This is a genomic window from Lampropedia puyangensis (assembly GCF_004833285.1).
Classification (GTDB): Bacteria; Pseudomonadota; Gammaproteobacteria; order Burkholderiales; family Burkholderiaceae_C; genus Lampropedia; species Lampropedia puyangensis.
Genome location: NZ_STFG01000009.1, coordinates 17,645 through 32,974, shown reverse-complemented (window position 1 = coordinate 32,974; position 15,330 = coordinate 17,645). Strand labels below are relative to the sequence as shown.

General features: G+C 55.3%; 14 protein-coding genes. 5 read left to right on the top strand and 9 right to left on the bottom strand.

Going from position 1 to position 15,330, the window contains the following annotated elements; genetic code table 11:
• Positions 1–17 precede the first annotated feature (17 nt).
• Positions 18–917 carry an ATP-binding cassette domain-containing protein gene (locus tag E9531_RS09495; RefSeq protein WP_136573527.1) on the top strand — a complete coding sequence of 300 codons (900 nt, stop codon included), beginning with the start codon at positions 18–20 and terminating at the stop codon, positions 915–917.
• A gap of 18 nt (positions 918–935) precedes the next feature.
• Complete coding sequence (alkB, locus tag E9531_RS09490) at positions 936–1,589, top strand: DNA oxidative demethylase AlkB (protein ID WP_136573526.1); 654 nt, start codon at positions 936–938, stop codon at positions 1,587–1,589.
• A 54-nt stretch (positions 1,590–1,643) separates the two neighbouring features.
• Here the strand turns inward: alkB and cynS are convergent, their stop codons facing one another.
• From cynS to E9531_RS09460, 6 genes are all read right to left on the bottom strand, one after another.
• A complete protein-coding gene (gene cynS, locus E9531_RS09485; protein WP_136573525.1) occupies positions 1,644–2,087 on the bottom strand; it encodes a cyanase in 444 nt (147 codons plus the stop codon).
• Positions 2,088–2,190: 103 nt separating this feature from the next.
• Positions 2,191–3,075 carry an ABC transporter ATP-binding protein gene (locus tag E9531_RS09480; RefSeq protein ID WP_136573524.1) on the bottom strand — a complete coding sequence of 295 codons (885 nt, stop codon included), beginning with the start codon at positions 3,073–3,075 and terminating at the stop codon, positions 2,191–2,193.
• A gap of 125 nt (positions 3,076–3,200) precedes the next feature.
• Positions 3,201–4,082 carry a nitrate ABC transporter permease gene (gene ntrB, locus E9531_RS09475; RefSeq protein ID WP_136573523.1) on the bottom strand — a complete coding sequence of 294 codons (882 nt, stop codon included), beginning with the start codon at positions 4,080–4,082 and terminating at the stop codon, positions 3,201–3,203.
• 8 nt (positions 4,083–4,090) lie between these two features.
• A complete protein-coding gene (locus E9531_RS09470; protein ID WP_136573522.1) occupies positions 4,091–5,491 on the bottom strand; it encodes a CmpA/NrtA family ABC transporter substrate-binding protein in 1,401 nt (466 codons plus the stop codon).
• Between the two features lie 304 nt (positions 5,492–5,795).
• Positions 5,796–6,458 carry a response regulator gene (locus E9531_RS09465; RefSeq protein WP_244610059.1) on the bottom strand — a complete coding sequence of 221 codons (663 nt, stop codon included), beginning with the start codon at positions 6,456–6,458 and terminating at the stop codon, positions 5,796–5,798.
• Entirely contained in the window at positions 6,455–7,714 is a 1,260-nt protein-coding gene (locus E9531_RS09460) for a sensor histidine kinase (protein WP_136573521.1), read from the bottom strand. Before E9531_RS09460 ends, E9531_RS09465 begins: the two co-directional genes overlap by 4 nt.
• Before the next feature lie 95 nt (positions 7,715–7,809).
• Between E9531_RS09460 and argE the strand changes: the two genes are divergently transcribed.
• Positions 7,810–8,979, top strand: coding sequence for an acetylornithine deacetylase (gene argE, locus E9531_RS09455; protein ID WP_136573520.1), 1,170 nt, complete (start codon positions 7,810–7,812; stop codon positions 8,977–8,979).
• Between the two features lie 12 nt (positions 8,980–8,991).
• Here the strand turns inward: argE and E9531_RS09450 are convergent, their stop codons facing one another.
• Positions 8,992–10,503, bottom strand: a complete 1,512-nt coding sequence (locus E9531_RS09450; RefSeq protein ID WP_136573519.1) for an MFS transporter — start codon at positions 10,501–10,503, stop codon at positions 8,992–8,994.
• A gap of 437 nt (positions 10,504–10,940) precedes the next feature.
• Between E9531_RS09450 and E9531_RS09445 the strand changes: the two genes are divergently transcribed.
• Together E9531_RS09445 and cueR are read left to right on the top strand one after the other, a co-directional pair.
• Complete coding sequence (locus E9531_RS09445; RefSeq protein ID WP_136573610.1) at positions 10,941–13,442, top strand: heavy metal translocating P-type ATPase; 2,502 nt, start codon at positions 10,941–10,943, stop codon at positions 13,440–13,442.
• 49 nt (positions 13,443–13,491) lie between these two features.
• Positions 13,492–13,929 (top strand): Cu(I)-responsive transcriptional regulator, encoded by a 438-nt coding sequence (gene cueR, locus E9531_RS09440; RefSeq protein ID WP_136573609.1) that lies wholly within the window; start codon positions 13,492–13,494, stop codon positions 13,927–13,929.
• Between the two features lie 28 nt (positions 13,930–13,957).
• On the opposite strand, the gene E9531_RS09435 is transcribed toward cueR, so the two are convergent.
• Together E9531_RS09435 and E9531_RS09430 are read right to left on the bottom strand one after the other, a co-directional pair.
• Positions 13,958–14,611: a hypothetical protein gene (locus E9531_RS09435; protein ID WP_211343408.1), complete on the bottom strand. Its 654-nt coding sequence runs from the start codon at positions 14,609–14,611 to the stop codon at positions 13,958–13,960.
• Positions 14,612–14,673: 62 nt separating this feature from the next.
• A complete protein-coding gene (locus E9531_RS09430; protein WP_136573518.1) occupies positions 14,674–15,306 on the bottom strand; it encodes a hypothetical protein in 633 nt (210 codons plus the stop codon).
• Positions 15,307–15,330 lie beyond the last annotated feature (24 nt).

Here is a 15,330-nt window from a genome sequence, read left to right as displayed (position 1 = left end):
CCAGAGGAGAGCCCAGCATGAGTGCTGCCTTCACCGCACGCAGTGCCTTACTGGAGGTGCAGCACATATCACACCACTACAAGCTTCCCCGGCAACGGCTGTTCGGTCCGCCCCCCCAAACGCAGGTGCTCGATGACATTTGCTTTAGTGTTCTTCCTGGTCAAAGCTTGGGTATCGTGGGTGAATCGGGCTCAGGAAAATCCACACTTGCACGCATCATCATGGCCTTAGAACGCCCCAGCAGTGGCCGTGTTCGCCTACTCGGGCGTGACCTGAACGCGATGGAGCCGCACCAACTCCAATTGGCACGTGCAGACTTTCAAATGGTCTTCCAGGATCCATACAGTTCACTCGATCCGCGCCAGCGCATTGAACGCATCGTCACTGAGCCACTGCATGCGCTGGGCCACCGCGATCGTGCCACCCTGCGCGAAAAAGCCGAAAAAATGCTGCAACGGGTTGGCCTGCACAGCCGTGATCTGGACAAATATCCGCACGAATTCTCTGGCGGCCAGCGCCAGCGCATTGCCATTGCGCGTGCCCTGATGACCCACCCGCGTTTGATCGTAGCCGACGAACCTGTCAGCGCATTGGATGTCACCATCCAAGCACAGGTGCTGGATTTGATGCTGGAGCTCAAAACCACCTATGGCATTTCCTTCTTGCTCATCAGCCACGACATGGCCGCCATTCACCATTTGTGTGAAGACATGCTGGTCATGCACCAAGGCAAAGTCGTAGAAAAAGGCAGTCCAAGCAAGCTCTTTCACGAACCCACGCACCCTTACACACAAGCATTGGTCTGCGCCCTTCCCCAGCTCGGGCAAGGCCGCAGGCGCCTGCGTCTTCAACAACAGGCAAAGCGCAGTCAAGCCTCCCCCCTCCCGCCGCCAGTGACAACGACAAACGATGCCTGAAGGACACATTGCACAACCATGACAGCCTCATTCGATTTGTTTGCCAACGAACCGCAGGCCTTGCAACTGCGGCTTGGCCCGCAAGCGATGGTACTGCGCCAGAGGGCTTTGCCCTATGCTCAGCAATTGTTCGAAGGCATTCAATCGGCACTCCTGCAAGCACCGCTATGCCAACTGCAAACACCCGGCGGCCACCGGATGTCGGTGCGCACCAGCAGTTGCGGGCCGCAGGGCTGGGTATCTGATGAAAGGGGCTATCGCTATGCCACTGCACATCCTGACACAAACAAGCCATGGCCTTCCATACCTGTTGCATGGCAGACACTGGCCATCGACGCGGCCAGTGAAGCTGGTTTTAACGGTTTTATGCCTGACTCGTGCTTGATCAACCAATACACGCCCGAAAGCAAGATGTCGCTGCACCAAGACCGCAACGAAAGCGACTTCACACAGCCGATCGTGTCTATCTCGCTCGGAATGAGCGCGGTGTTTTTATGGGGCGGCATGCAGCGCAGTGACCGACCATCACAGGTGCTGCTACACCATGGGGATATAGTGGTCTGGGGCGGGACGGATCGCTTGCGCTTTCATGGTATCAAGCACCTCACTGGCGCGCCCCACAGCGAATGCGGAGCGATGCGCTACAACCTCACGCTGCGCCGGGCGCGGTAAAGCGAACAAAGGGCCGCCCCACGCACAACACCACAACCGCGCCCCACCAACACATCAGTAGGATTTGTATGGCAAGAACTTGCCTGACAGGACCACGTTGACGCGATCTCCATTGGGATTGGATTCGCGCTGGATATCCATGCTGAAATCAATCGCGCTCATAATGCCGTCGCCAAACTCTTCATGGATCAGCTCTTTGATTGTGGAGCCATACACACTCACCACTTCATACCAGCGGTAAATCAGCGGATCAGTGGGAACTGGGCCAGATAAAGATCCTTTGTAAGGCACCACTTGCAACCACTTGGTTTCTTCTTCCGTCAACTCAAACAAACCTGCCACCGCTGCGGCTTGTTCTGCATTGAAAGTCATTTGCCCCAGACATCCTGCGGTCACCCATTCTTTGCTCATACCCACCACCCGAGCGATCTCATCCCACTTCAAACCTTTGCTGACTTTGGCGGTGATGATTTTTTCAGTAACGTCGTTGCGATTCATAGAGTTGCTCCTGTAAAAATAAATGGGCATTACGCCGCATAGAAATAAAACAAAAAAACTGACTGCCCCCATGCCACCAGAGCAGACTGGGGTGCTGCGGCCATTAATGGGGTTTGGCGCGAGAGACCAAAAAATCGACGATGTGGTTACGCAGTGGGTAATAGCCCTCCAAATGGTGCAAAGCGGCGCGCGTGCGCTGCCTTGGCAATGGATTTACCACCACTTCAGCAATACCTCCGGGCACGTAACCTTGTGCCGTGTCAGCACCATTGCTCATCAGCAAAATACGGTCTGCCAACAAAATGGCTTCATCCACATCATGGGTGATCATGAACACCGTTTGCTGCGTTTGCCGCACGATGGCCATCAACTCATCCTGAATCGTGCCGCGCGTGAGCGCATCCAATGCGCCAAAGGGCTCATCCAGCAGCAGCATCTTGGGTTGAATTGCAAAGGCTCTGGCAATCCCAACGCGCTGTTTCATCCCGCCAGAAAGCGCAGAAGGCTTCTTGTCGATTGCGTGGGACAAGCCCACCAAGGCCACATTTTTCTCAACATGGGCATTGATTTGCGCGGCAGTCCAATCGGGGTAGCGTGACTTCACTGCAAAGGCGATGTTTTTACGCACAGTCAACCAAGGCATCAGCGCATGGCTCTGGAACACCACGCCGCGGTCAAGACTGGGCCCGCTGACCTCCCGTCCGGCCATGATCACGTGCCCGCCAGAGGCGGTATCCAAGCCTGCCAATACATTCAAGATGGTGGTTTTCCCACACCCCGAATGGCCAATCACACACACAAACTCCCCACGATCGAGGCTGAAGTTCACATGGTCAAACACCGGCTTATCTTCTTGATAAGCCTTGCGCAAGCCTTCCACTTTCAAAAAGCCTTGATCGCTGCGGCCAAGCGCAGTTGCCCCGCCCTCTATACCCACACCTGATGCGGGCGGCGCAGAGAAATCGCCTTCTACAGTCATTGCATTCATATCTATTGAGCTAAATTGAACAGGGGTGCCATACAAGTGGGATTGACGGCAAACAACAGGTGCCTTGCACTGCTTCTTTTTTATGTCTTGCGCGGCTGGGGCGAGATCGTAAACACGTGCTTAGCTCACTCCACATAGGTGACTTTCTTTTGCAACAGCGCAAAGGCCTGATCGAGCAGCATGCCAACCACCCCAATCATCACAATCGCAAAGAGCACATTGGTCAACGACAGGTTGTTCCATTCGTTCCAAAGGAAGTAGCCAATACCAGTGCCGCCCACCAGCATTTCAGCAGCCACAATCACTAGCCAGGCAATGCCCATGCTGATGCGCATGCCCGTCAAAATGGTGGGTGCAGCTGCAGGCAAAATCACCTGAAACGCTTTGCGTATGGGGTTGACCTCAAGCGTCATGGCCACATTGAGCCATTCGCGCTTGACTGCTGCCACACCAAAAGCGGTATTGACCAACATAGGCCAGACCGAGCAAATGAAGATCACAAACACCCCACTGATGTTGGAGTCCTTGATGGTGTAAAGCGCCAGCGGCATCCATGCCAATGGCGAAATTGGCTTGAGCACCTGGATAAAAGGGTCTAAAGCGCGTCGCAGCAAAGGTGACATGCCAATCACAAATCCCAGTGGAATTGCAACCAAGCAAGCCAGCGCAAAGCCGGCGGCCACACGCATAAGCGACCATCCCAGTTGAATGCCAATGCCTTTGTCATTCGGGCCGTTGTCATAAAACGGGTGACTCAATTGCTGCACAGCGGCATGCCAGAACTGCACAGGTGTGGGAAAGCCGCTGGCATTGCTACCTGCTCCTGTGGCTTGCGTAGGGTCCTGTCCCATCAGTTGCATGTACTCGATTTGTTCGGGCGTGAGATTTGCCGCAGCCGCGCCCCCTGCTGGTGCAGAGGTCGCTGCTGCCCATAGCACCACGATCGCAGCCAAAATGACCAACGAGAGCAGCGCTGCTTTGAATGACAGACGTGGTGCCATGTGCATCCCCTTCCTTACGCGGTTTTGCGAATCGCAAAACTATCAAGGTACGCCTGCGGCTGGCTCGGATCGAACTCCTTGCCCATAATGGTGAACTTGCGTGTGCTCTCATCAGGCACTGGCATACCCAGCTGGGCCATTTGCTTTTTGGCATCTGTGGTCAGAAAAATTTTCTCGGCCAGTTGCTGGTAATTCACATCCTCTTTGATGTAGCCCCAGCGCTTCATCTGCGTGAGAATCCACACCGCCATAGATTGCCATGGCATGGGATCAAAATCCGCGCGATTGGGCACGTTCTGCACATTCCCCAAACCATCTGCAAAGCGGCCTGTTAACACCTGCGCAATCACTATCTCAGGCTGATTCAAATACTGTGCGGGCGCAATGGCTTTGGCAATAGCAGGCCGATTGGCAGGATCACGCGCGAACTGCGACGCCTTGAGCACTGCACGGTACAGCGCCGCAAAGGTATTGGGATTTTCTTGAATGAATTTGGCCGAAGTGCCAAAGGTGCAACAAGGATGGCCGTCCCACAGGTCTTTGGTCAGCAAATGGATAAAACCCACCTCTTCAAAAACGGCGCGCTGGTTGAATGGGTCTGGGCCCAGATACCCATCGATGTTGCCTGCCCGCAAATTGGCCACCATTTCAGGGGGTGGAACCACTCGAATCTGAATATCCGTATCCGGGTTCAACCCCGCTTCTGCCACGTAATAGCGCAGCAAGAAGTTGTGCATGGAAAAATCAAATGGCACCGCGAACTTCATTCCTTTCCAGTTTTTGGGATCGCGGTTGTTCTTGTGCTTGTTGGCCAGCGTGATGGCCTGGCCATTGGTGTTCTGGATCGTGGCCACGCGCATATCAGCTTGCGTGGAACCTACGCCCATGCTCATGGCAATTGGTTGGGGGCTTAGAAACTGTGACGCATCGTGCTCGCCATTGATCATCTTGTCGCGAATCAAGGCCCAATTGGCGGTTTTAATCACATCAACCTGCAACCCCTCAGATTCATAAAACCCCATCGGGTGCGCCATGATCAATGGGGTAGCACAGGTAATCGGAATGAAGCCAATCTTGAGGTTTTTCTTCTCCAGATTTCCCTTTTCCTGAGCCATGGCCTGCATAGCTCCCAAAGGCACAACCGAGGCAATAGCTGCCCGCGCAGCCCCCACGCCAACGGCTTTAAGAAAATTGCGACGCAACTGGTCGTTAGGAAACAGCGCTTTGATCAGGCTGGCTTCCACCATGTCATGACTGGCCTCTTCTGTGCGCGTTTCCAAACTTTGGCAAGCATTCCACTCGCCCTGACTGCTGTGGCTTTGCCCACAACGGCAGTGCAAGGCCAAAGGGCGGTCGGCATCGTAGGCCGCATCGGATTTGGGCGTCGTGGTGCTAGAAAACGGTTTCTTGAACATGGCGTACCTCTGTGTGGATGAACGCCAAACACCATGCAAGCGACGGGCCAAAAATCCCCTTTTGCGTGCCAACTCCACGTGCACCATGCAAATCGCACACCAAGCTTCAACCTCCTTGTAGGGATAGCACTACAAGGGCTATGAATAGCGGCAGTCGGTGCCACGAACAGCCATTACGCAGACACCCCAGCCAGCCTATCGCCATGCACAACGAATTCGAATACAAACGAAAACGCTGCATTCCCATCCCATTCAAACCCGCACAGCGCCTATGCACCCGTACAGTGCAACCACGGCAAGCCGCCTATCCAGTATGTCCATGGCGCTGGGCATACAAGGTCAGTTCCACGTCATTTTTGGTGGCTGTTTTCTCCAGCACGCGCATGCGGTAGGTGCTCACGGTATTGGGCGCCAGTTTGAGTTTGGCACCAATTTCGGTCACCGTCATGCCGCTAATCAGCAAGCGATACACCTGATGTTCACGGTGCGACAGCGCCTCTGTTCCGTCTGTGCGGCCCACCGCCATGGCCAGTGCTTGTGCAGCCTCTGGTGTTACGTATAGCCCGCCTGCAGCCACTTGGCGAACGGCGGCCACCATCTCATCTGGATCGGCACTTTTAGACAAGTATCCCTTCGCCCCTTGGCGTATGCAATGCACCGCATATTGGCTTTCCGCATACGTGCTCAAGACCAACACAGGCAAAGCAGGCCAACGCTGGCGCAATTGCAGCAAGGTCTCCACGCCGTCTAGCTTGGGCATGGCAATATCCAGCAAGACGACGCTCAGCTGCGCATGCATCTGCTCGACCATCGCCAACGCGGCAAAACCGTCATCAGCCTCAGCAACAACCTGAATTTCTGGCGCATCAGCCAAAACCTGCTTGACCCCTTCACGCACAATGCGATGGTCATCCGCAATCAAGACACGAATGCTCTGCGCTACAGGTGCAATCGGCATATTGCTCATGCAATCCTCCCTTTTGGCTGCCCAGCAGGCCCCGCTGTGTGAGTGCAATGCTTCAGTGGCACTACTAATGCGCAGCAAGTTCCTTTGCCCAGTTCAGTCTCCAGCATCAGAGATCCCCCCATGTGCCTGGCGCGCTCGTGCATACCCCGTACACCATACGCGTTGGGCGCCTGAAACACTTGCGGATGGGCACCACGGCCATCATCACAAACCCGTAAATGCAGTTGCACCTGCGTGGCCTGCAAAGCAATGTGAATGCGCGAAGCATGTGCGTGACGCGCAACGTTACTGAGCATTTCCTGAAAGATTCTAAAAACAGCCACCGCTTGGTCATCTTCAGGCGGCTGCGCATCAGGGCTAATGTACGCACTCCATTGCAAATCCATTTCCGTGGATTCCACCAAGGTGCGCGCCTGCCATTCCAATGCGGCCCATAACCCCTGGTGGTCCAAGATGCTGGGACGCAAGTCGGTGATGATGCGCTCGACGTTGTGCACCGCCTCGTCAATATGAAGCCCCATCGTGGCGCATTTTTCCTGCATACGCAGGCGCATGCATTGCGCATCATCGACACTGCGTTCGGCTTGCTCGGACAGGCGCTTCTCCATCCACCGCAGCTCCATTTTCAAGGCCACTAAGAGACTTCCCAACTCATCGTGAATCTCACGGGCAATACGCGTGCGCTCTTCTTCACGTACTCTCTCAAGGTGGGCTGCCAACTCGCGTTGCTGGCGTAGCGCCTCACTCAGGTCCAGCGTACGCTGAGTAACACGCGCCTCCAACTCTTCGTTGGTACGTTGCAAGGCCAACGCAGCCTCTCTGCGTTCGGTGATATCTACAAAGGTAACGACTGCGCCACGCAAAACACCGCGATCCATGATGGGGTGGCTGGTGTACTCAACCGGAAAGGCACGGCCATCGGCACGCCAAAACACCTCCGTATCAATACGACAAGGCTGCGCGCGACGGAACGCATTGAAGATGGGGCACTCGTTGTCAGAGTAAGGTCTGCCATTCGCGTGGCTGTGGTGCGTCAACACATGCATGTTGCGACCCAGTATCTGATGCGGCGGCAAACCAATCATCTGCGCGCCAGCTGTATTGATGTAATTGCAATTGCCAAAATTGTCTACACCAAACACGCCCGAACCCGTCGACTCCAGCAACAAAGACAGATGCTGTTGCCATAAGATAGGCGGCGAAGGTGGCAAAGCCGCCGATGGTTGGCTTTGCCCTGGCTTGGAATGAAAGAACATGTTCAAGATTGAGCAAACTGCATGCCAATTTGCACCAACTTGGACCTATCGCGACGCAGCGCCCTTTCTGCGCAGCCTTTTGGATTGACGTCTATATGAACACCACCGCACATGATTGGCTACGTACCTTAGTAGCGTTTGACACCACCAGCAGAAACTCCAACCTCCATCTGATTGAAACGGTGCGCGATGCGCTGAACCAGCATGGTCTGCCCAGCACCTTGTACTACAGCAGCGATCGCACCAAAGCCAACTTGTTCGCAACGCTACCCGCCCAAAACGGGGGCACACAGGGAGGTATCGTGCTGTCAGGCCACACCGATGTGGTGCCTGTGGATGGACAAGACTGGCACAGCGATCCGTTCACACTGACAGAAAAAGACGGCGCCTGGTATGGCCGTGGCACAGCCGACATGAAAGGCTTTATCGCCACGGCCTTGTCATTGGTGCCAGAGTTCTTGGCCATGCCGCGCCAAAAGCCACTGCACCTGGCGCTTTCTTATGATGAAGAGGTCGGGTGTCTAGGCGCACCTGTCATGCTCAAAGCCCTGCAGGAGCAAGGGCAGCATATCGATGGCTGCGTAGTCGGTGAGCCCACAGGCATGCAAGTGGTTGTGGCACACAAAGGCATCAATGCCTACCAGTGCCATGTGCACGGGCACGCGGCCCATTCCTCACTCACTCCACAAGGCTGCAACGCCATTGAGTATGCCGCCCAGTTGATTTGCCGTATTCGCGAGATTGCCGAGCAATTCAAACAGCAAGGCCCCTACGACCGCGCCTTTGATGTGCCCTACACCACCATGACCACCAACATGATTGCTGGCGGCATTGCTCTCAACACGATTCCCGATACATGCCAGTTCTCTTACGAATTCCGCAACTTACCTGGCATGCGAGCACAAACCATCGCCGAGCAAGTCGAACACTATGTTCAAGAGGTGCTTTTGCCACGCATGCGAAGCGAATACCAAGATGCCCGCATTGAAATCACCAGCCTAGCCAGTGCGCCGGCACTTGAAGCCAGCGAGCAAGACGCCATTACGGCATTGGCACGCGCACTGACAAAAGACACCACCACACGCAAAGTAGCCTACGCCACAGAAGCGGGCCTGTTTCAGCAAGCGGGCATCCCCAGCATCATTTGCGGTCCTGGGCATATCCAAGTGGCACACAAAGCTAATGAATATGTGGAAATGGCGCAAATACAAGCTTGTGCGGTGTTCCTGCGCCAATTAAGCCACTCACTATGCCCTACTGCATAGCGCCAAAACGCGTTAGCGTTTGCGCCACAAAAGCAAACCGACAGTCACTGCAACCAATAGCACCGCAGCGGCGCAGCTGACCACCACGAAAGCGTGGTCAAAAGCATCTGAGGCCAGTGCAATCAGTTGCACTGCCTGCTCTGTCGGAAGTTGCTCCGCAATCAAACGCGCCTCATCCAGGCTATCCAAGGCTTGCGGGTAGGCCATCAAGGTCGCGGGCAACTCAAGGTGACTTGCATACACAGCAGTCATCAAGCTTCCCATCAGGGCCACTCCAAATGAGCCGCCCAACTCATAAGACACCTCCTCGACCGAGGCGGCCATACCGGCCTTGTCTTGGGGTGCATTGAACATGATGGCAGAGGAAGAGCCGGTGACGGCCACACCAAAACCGGCGCCAAACAACACCAGAAAAGCCAGCAGTGCCCAGCCCATCGGCTGGTACGTCAGTACAACGCCCACCAGTCCAATAATTGCCATCCCCATACCAGTCAGAATGACTGCACGCGTGCCAGCCCGCTCAATCCAAGAACCCGCCAGCGGGCCTGACACGAACGAGGCCAATGCAATCGGCATGACCTGCAAACCCGCTTGCAGTGGTGTCAATTCCCGCACCAATTGCAGCCATTGGCTGAACACCAGTTGAAAACCGATAAAAGCGATTGAGCAAGACACAGCCGCAATCACGCCCACGCTAAAAGACTGGTCGCGCAGCAAGTCAAAATCGAGCAAGGGGTGCTCGATGCGTCGCTGCCGTCGCACAAACAGCGCCAAGAAGAAAAAACCAGCCACGGCAGCCAGCACAACCTGACCCCAATCAGCGCGGGCCTGGGCAGCTGCTTTCACGGCATAGGTCGTACCAATTAAGCCCAGCAGGATCCAGATAGAGCCCAAGGCATCCCATCGTCGCGTCGCGTCGCCTGGCCGAGGAGCAATCAACACCAGCACCAACACGATGCTGACTAAGACCACCGGCACATTGATCAAAAACACGGATCCCCACCAGAATTGGGTCAGCAGCAGACCTCCCAGGACAGGACCCAACGCAGCCCCCCCAGAGGCCACTGCAGCCCAAATACCGATCGCAATGCCACGCTCACGCCCCTGCGTAAACGTCTGGCGAATAATGGCCAATGTTGCTGGCATCATCAATGCGGCTCCAACAGCCAAGGCTGCACGGGCTGCAATCAACGCATTGGCGCTGGGCGAGTACGCGGCCCATAGCGAGGCCAGTCCGAACACCACCAAGCCAGCCAAAAAAGTACGCCGATGGCCGTAACGATCACCCAACGTACCGGCACCGGGCAAGATGCCTGCCACCACCAACGGATACATATTGACGATCCACAACTTCTGCTTGGCAGTTGCATGCAGTTCATGCGTGAGCACGGGCAGTGCGGTATAGAGTACCGTCATGTCGATCACAATCAACAACAACGCCGCAGACACCACGGCCAGTACCAGCCAGCGATTAGCTGGTGGTTCCCCTGCGTCATGAGGATTTGAAACAGATTCCACAAACATTACTTTCCTCACTCAATCCATTCAAAATAAAAATGGCTGCCCCTGCAGCCAGCCAGTCAGTCAGTCAGTCAACCTTCATCATTAATGGCACAGGCCTGCGTCTTTTCACAGATGCATTACTGAAATTACGCGCCCAACACGCACCAGCTTGGTGCCGTCATTATCCTTATCAGGACAATTCCTTTGCCTGCAACAGGCCATGGCATAGACCACTGAGCCCTGCGCCATTTCCTTGAAACTCAAGAAAAAGACTTGACCTTCCCATCATGGCAAGGTTCATCATGCAGCCTTCTGTCACAGTCAATACCTGTTCTTGTTGACCCTGTTCTCAAGCAGGCCCGGAGTCTTTTATGCAAGTGCAACCGATCACCTCTTCTCCTAACGCAACAGACGCCTTGCCTACTGCAGCGCCGACCTCAATAGCCGATGATGGAAGCATGCGGCTGTCGCTGGATGGTCTGCATTGCGCTTCATGCGTCGCGCGAGCGGAAAAGGCTTTACAAAAAGTCGCAGGTGTTGGCTCAGCGCAGATCAATCTTGTCACCCAAGAGGCGTTGATTCGCCCCCAAGAGGCTAAAACAACGATCGATCGTGCAGCATTGGTGCAAGCCATTGAGAACGCAGGCTATACGGTGCTTGACCCTATCCCCCCGCAGCCAAGCAATAGCATGGAGTTACTGGTTGAAGGTATGACCTGCGCTTCTTGCGTGGGCAGAGTCGAGCGCGCGTTACAGCGGGTGCCTGGCGTGCAGAGTGCTCAAGTGAATCTGGCTACAGAGCGTGCCAACATTGTCGGTGCAGCCCGTGCACCTGAGCTGCTGGCGGCCATTGAACAAGCAGGCTACAAAGCCAGTGTGGTTACACAAGACCAAACGACCCATGCAGTGGAGCAAACCCAGACCCGAGCACGACAGGAGCAGCAGACCCTTCGGCGTGACTTGCTGATAGCCGCAGCACTGGCCCTGCCAGTTTTCGTTTTGGAAATGGGCGCGCACCTCATTCCGGGCATGCACCATTGGATTGCGTGCACCATAGGTACACACACCAGTTGGTTGATTCAATGGGCTCTTACTACGTTAGTGCTGCTGGGCCCGGGCTTGCGTTTTTACCGCCATGGCATCCCTGCCTTGCTGCGCGGAGCGCCCGACATGCACTCGTTAGTTGCCGTAGGTACCCTGGCAGCCTACGGTTATTCACTGGTCGCGACATTCACTCCACAAGTGCTGCCTGCGCATACCGTCAACGTGTACTACGAAGCGGCAGCAGTCATTGTGGCTTTGGTGTTACTGGGCCGGTATCTGGAAGCTCGCGCCAAAGGTCGCACCTCTGCAGCAATCCAACATTTAGTCGGGTTACAAGCCAAAACAGCACGGGTCGAACGCGGAACATCGATCGAGGAAATTGCCATCGGCGAGGTTGCAGTTGGCGACGTTGTACACGTGCGTCCAGGTGAGCGCATTCCTGTAGATGGAGAGATTCAACAAGGCAGCAGCTATATCGATGAGTCGATGATTTCAGGCGAGCCCATCCCCGTGCAAAAACAGCCAAACGACAAGGTGATTGGTGGCACCATTAACCAAACCGGGGCGTTCAGCTATCGAGCCACCGCCGTGGGTTCTTCTACCGTATTGGCACAAATCATCCGCATGGTGCAAGAAGCCCAAGGCGCCAAACTGCCCATTCAGACCTTGGTAGACAAAATTACCCTGTGGTTCGTACCAGCAGTCATGGCTGCTGCCTTGCTCACCTTTGCCGTGTGGATGGCATGGGGCCCTGAGCCGGCCTTGACGTTGGCTTTGGTCAATGCCGTTGCCGTGCTCATCATCGCCTGCCCATGTGCCATGGGGCTGGCCACGCCAACCTCCATCATGGTCGGTACTGGGCGCGGCGCTGAATTGGGCATTTTGTTTCGAAAGGGACAGGCACTGCAGTTACTCAGGGATGCGCGCGTTGTGGCTGTGGACAAAACCGGCACTCTCACTGAAGGCAAACCGGTTTTGACAGACTTAGAGATCACCGCAGGTTTCGACCACGACACCGTGTTGTCTGCCATGGCAGCTGTTGAATCGCACTCAGAACACCCCATCGCCCGTGCCATTGTGCAAGCGGCACAGGCAACGCAATTTCCCATGCCAGCGCTGGAGGCATTTGAATCGGTGACTGGATATGGCGTGCGGGCCATTGTGCGTAGCACTGAAAAGCCCGATCGTGCTTCAAGGCCGCTACGCGTTGAAGTTGGTGCAGACCGTTTCATGGCAAAAATCGGCGTATCGGTCGCCCCTTTTGCAGAAACCGCCTCTCGCCTTGGACAAGAAGGAAAAACTCCTTTGTACGCTGCCCTTGACGGCCAACTAGCAGCCATCGTGGCGGTAGCAGACCCCATCAAACCCAGCACGCCCGCAGCCATTGCCGCGCTGCATGCGCTAGGACTGAAAGTAGCCATGCTCACCGGCGACAATGCACAAACCGCACAGGCTATTGCCAATCAGCTAGGTATTGACGAAGTGAAAGCCGAAGTGCTCCCAGAGGGTAAAGTGCAGGCGCTTAAACTGTTGCGACAAACGCATGGGCCTGTTGCATTTGTAGGCGATGGCATCAACGATGCCCCTGCATTGGCCGAGGCAGATGTAGGGTTGGCCATTGGCACTGGTACGGACATTGCGGTCGAGACAGCTGACGTAGTGCTCATGTCAGGCAATTTGCAAGGCATTCCCAATGCGATTGCGCTGTCCAAAGCGACGATAGGCAATATCCGGCAAAACCTGTTCTGGGCATTTGCCTACAACACCGCGTTGATTCCAGTTGCCGCAGGCGTGCTGTACCCAGCTTGGGGCCTACTGCTCTCGCCCGTATTTGCAGCCGGTGCGATGGCGCTATCGAGCGTCTTTGTCTTAGGCAATGCCTTGCGTTTGCGCCGCTTCGCGCCAGCAGCGCATTAACGCAAACGAAAAATGCAGGTGCATGCTTGAAAGGGGCTCTTGGATGACGATGACTATCGGCCAGGCAGCAAAAGCCAGCGGTGTTTCAGCCAAAATGATTCGCTATTACGAGGACAGCGGTTTGCTGCCAGCAGCCATCCGCAGCCAAGCGGGCTATCGCCACTATATGGATGCAGACATTCACCGACTGCAATTCATCCGCAGAGCTCGTGATTTGGGCTTTTCAATGCAGGAAACAGGCAACTTGCTCAGCCTCTGGGCAGACCGCAGTCGCCAAAGCGCTGACGTCAAACGCATTGCACAGGAGCACATTCGCGCACTGGAGCTGAAAATCATGGATCTGCAGCAAATGGCGCAAACACTGCAATCACTCGTACACGCCTGCCACGGCGATGGCAGGCCAGACTGCCCCATCCTGGCTTCATTGGCGGACAACAAAACCGCTCACACAGAGCCTGAGCAACGTGCCTGCCCGCATTGCCCATGATGGAGACACAAGGTCAATTCAACGGGCATTAAAAATCAGCGGCAAAACGGTTACCAGCCAGGCAAATTCCCCACACCAGCTCCACCAGTGCCAGACTATTTAACAGCGGCTCACCAGCAATAGCCAGCCAATAGCCCGCCCCATCAACCCAGATCGGCACAAAGGACCAGCTTGGCAGCAACAGATGGGGGTCGTCGTAAAACGAGACATAGCGGTTGGCACCTTGCCAACCACGACGCGACTGGCGTTTGGCGTATTCAGAAAAATCGGCGGCAGCAGCACTGACTGCTTCGGCTTCATCCTGCTCAACACCAACGCGGTCTAGGCAAAATCCCGAATCCGAAGCCAATACGGCCTGGCGTTGGCCTGACAATGGAGCAATCACATGGCGGATAAAGTCAGATAAACGAGTATCAGGCCCAGACACCGCACTGGACATCAATTGAACCCATTGCCGCTCTTGCGCCTGCTGCAAATTGGCATTTTCCAGGTTGGAACGGCCCCATTCACTTTTACTGACAGCCTGTTCATTGCGCAGCAATGCTTGCAAGGCCTTTTGTTGTGCATCAGGCTCAGGAGAGCCAAAGGCATACAGAACCCCCTGAGGGGTCAGCGTGTACCAAGTCTCAAAAAGACCTGAAGATCCCTGGCGCTGGCCAGAACGTGTAGTAGACGTATTCATGAACGTTTAAGTGATGACGAGACATCAATGAAAAGAGGCACATCAAGCAACCCCATGCCCAATCAGGTGCTGGACATGGCTTCTTGCTCCAACTTCAGGGCCACAGCCTGCCATTGTGGATTCAACTCAGGATGGTTGCGCAGCCATTCTCTTCGCGCAAGCATGAATGCCAATCGATCATGACAAGCCAGACAATGGGCCAAAAATTCCTGTTCCACCAGCTCAGCCGTCTGGCCTCCTTCTTGTAGCGCCGCCAATACGCGTTGCGCCAGCCGGCGCGACTCATCTCCACTGGCACGGCGCATCCGCGCAGGCACAGCAGCGGAGGGTTGCACCAAGACACTCCAGCGCGTGGCCAGCACATGGATGGACTCAATCGCATCGCCTTGCGCAAATTGTTGCAAAAAGGCTTGTGCCACATGGGGCTGTAACTGTGCGCTGGCCATGTCACATGCCTGCTCAAACAGCGGTGTGGCATGGCGCGGCTCAATAGCGTGAAACAAGTCCACCAAACAACCTTGCAATGGCTCATCACCAGCAATGCCCATCGCCGCCTCTAAACGTTTGCGGTGGGTTGTTGTATGGCGTGGCTGCGCCATGACTCTGCGGCTCAACTGCCGTAACCGCTGCCGCGCCTGCCAGGCTTGATCAAGCACCGAGCCAGCCGGTGTTGTATTGTGTTCAAGGCGACTCATGCGCACTTTCCTTGTGTTTGGATA

Bases quoted from the DNA above. Each gene is read 5' to 3' on its own strand.
- cynS (WP_136573525.1), bottom strand. From the start codon at position 2,087: ATGAATCGCAACGACGTTACTGAAAAAATCATCACCGCCAAAGTCAGC.
- E9531_RS09465 (WP_244610059.1), bottom strand. From the start codon at position 6,458: ATGAGCAATATGCCGATTGCACCTGTAGCGCAGAGCATTCGTGTCTTG.
- cueR (WP_136573609.1), top strand. From the start codon at position 13,492: ATGACTATCGGCCAGGCAGCAAAAGCCAGCGGTGTTTCAGCCAAAATG.
- E9531_RS09435 (WP_211343408.1), bottom strand. From the start codon at position 14,611: ATGAATACGTCTACTACACGTTCTGGCCAGCGCCAGGGATCTTCAGGT.
- E9531_RS09470 (WP_136573522.1), bottom strand. From the start codon at position 5,491: ATGTTCAAGAAACCGTTTTCTAGCACCACGACGCCCAAATCCGATGCG.
- argE (WP_136573520.1), top strand. From the start codon at position 7,810: ATGAACACCACCGCACATGATTGGCTACGTACCTTAGTAGCGTTTGAC.
- E9531_RS09460 (WP_136573521.1), bottom strand. From the start codon at position 7,714: ATGTTCTTTCATTCCAAGCCAGGGCAAAGCCAACCATCGGCGGCTTTG.
- E9531_RS09450 (WP_136573519.1), bottom strand. From the start codon at position 10,503: ATGTTTGTGGAATCTGTTTCAAATCCTCATGACGCAGGGGAACCACCA.
- ntrB (WP_136573523.1), bottom strand. From the start codon at position 4,082: ATGCACATGGCACCACGTCTGTCATTCAAAGCAGCGCTGCTCTCGTTG.
- E9531_RS09430 (WP_136573518.1), bottom strand. From the start codon at position 15,306: ATGAGTCGCCTTGAACACAATACAACACCGGCTGGCTCGGTGCTTGAT.
- alkB (WP_136573526.1), top strand. From the start codon at position 936: ATGACAGCCTCATTCGATTTGTTTGCCAACGAACCGCAGGCCTTGCAA.
- E9531_RS09480 (WP_136573524.1), bottom strand. From the start codon at position 3,075: ATGAATGCAATGACTGTAGAAGGCGATTTCTCTGCGCCGCCCGCATCA.
- E9531_RS09445 (WP_136573610.1), top strand. From the start codon at position 10,941: ATGCGGCTGTCGCTGGATGGTCTGCATTGCGCTTCATGCGTCGCGCGA.
- E9531_RS09495 (WP_136573527.1), top strand. From the start codon at position 18: ATGAGTGCTGCCTTCACCGCACGCAGTGCCTTACTGGAGGTGCAGCAC.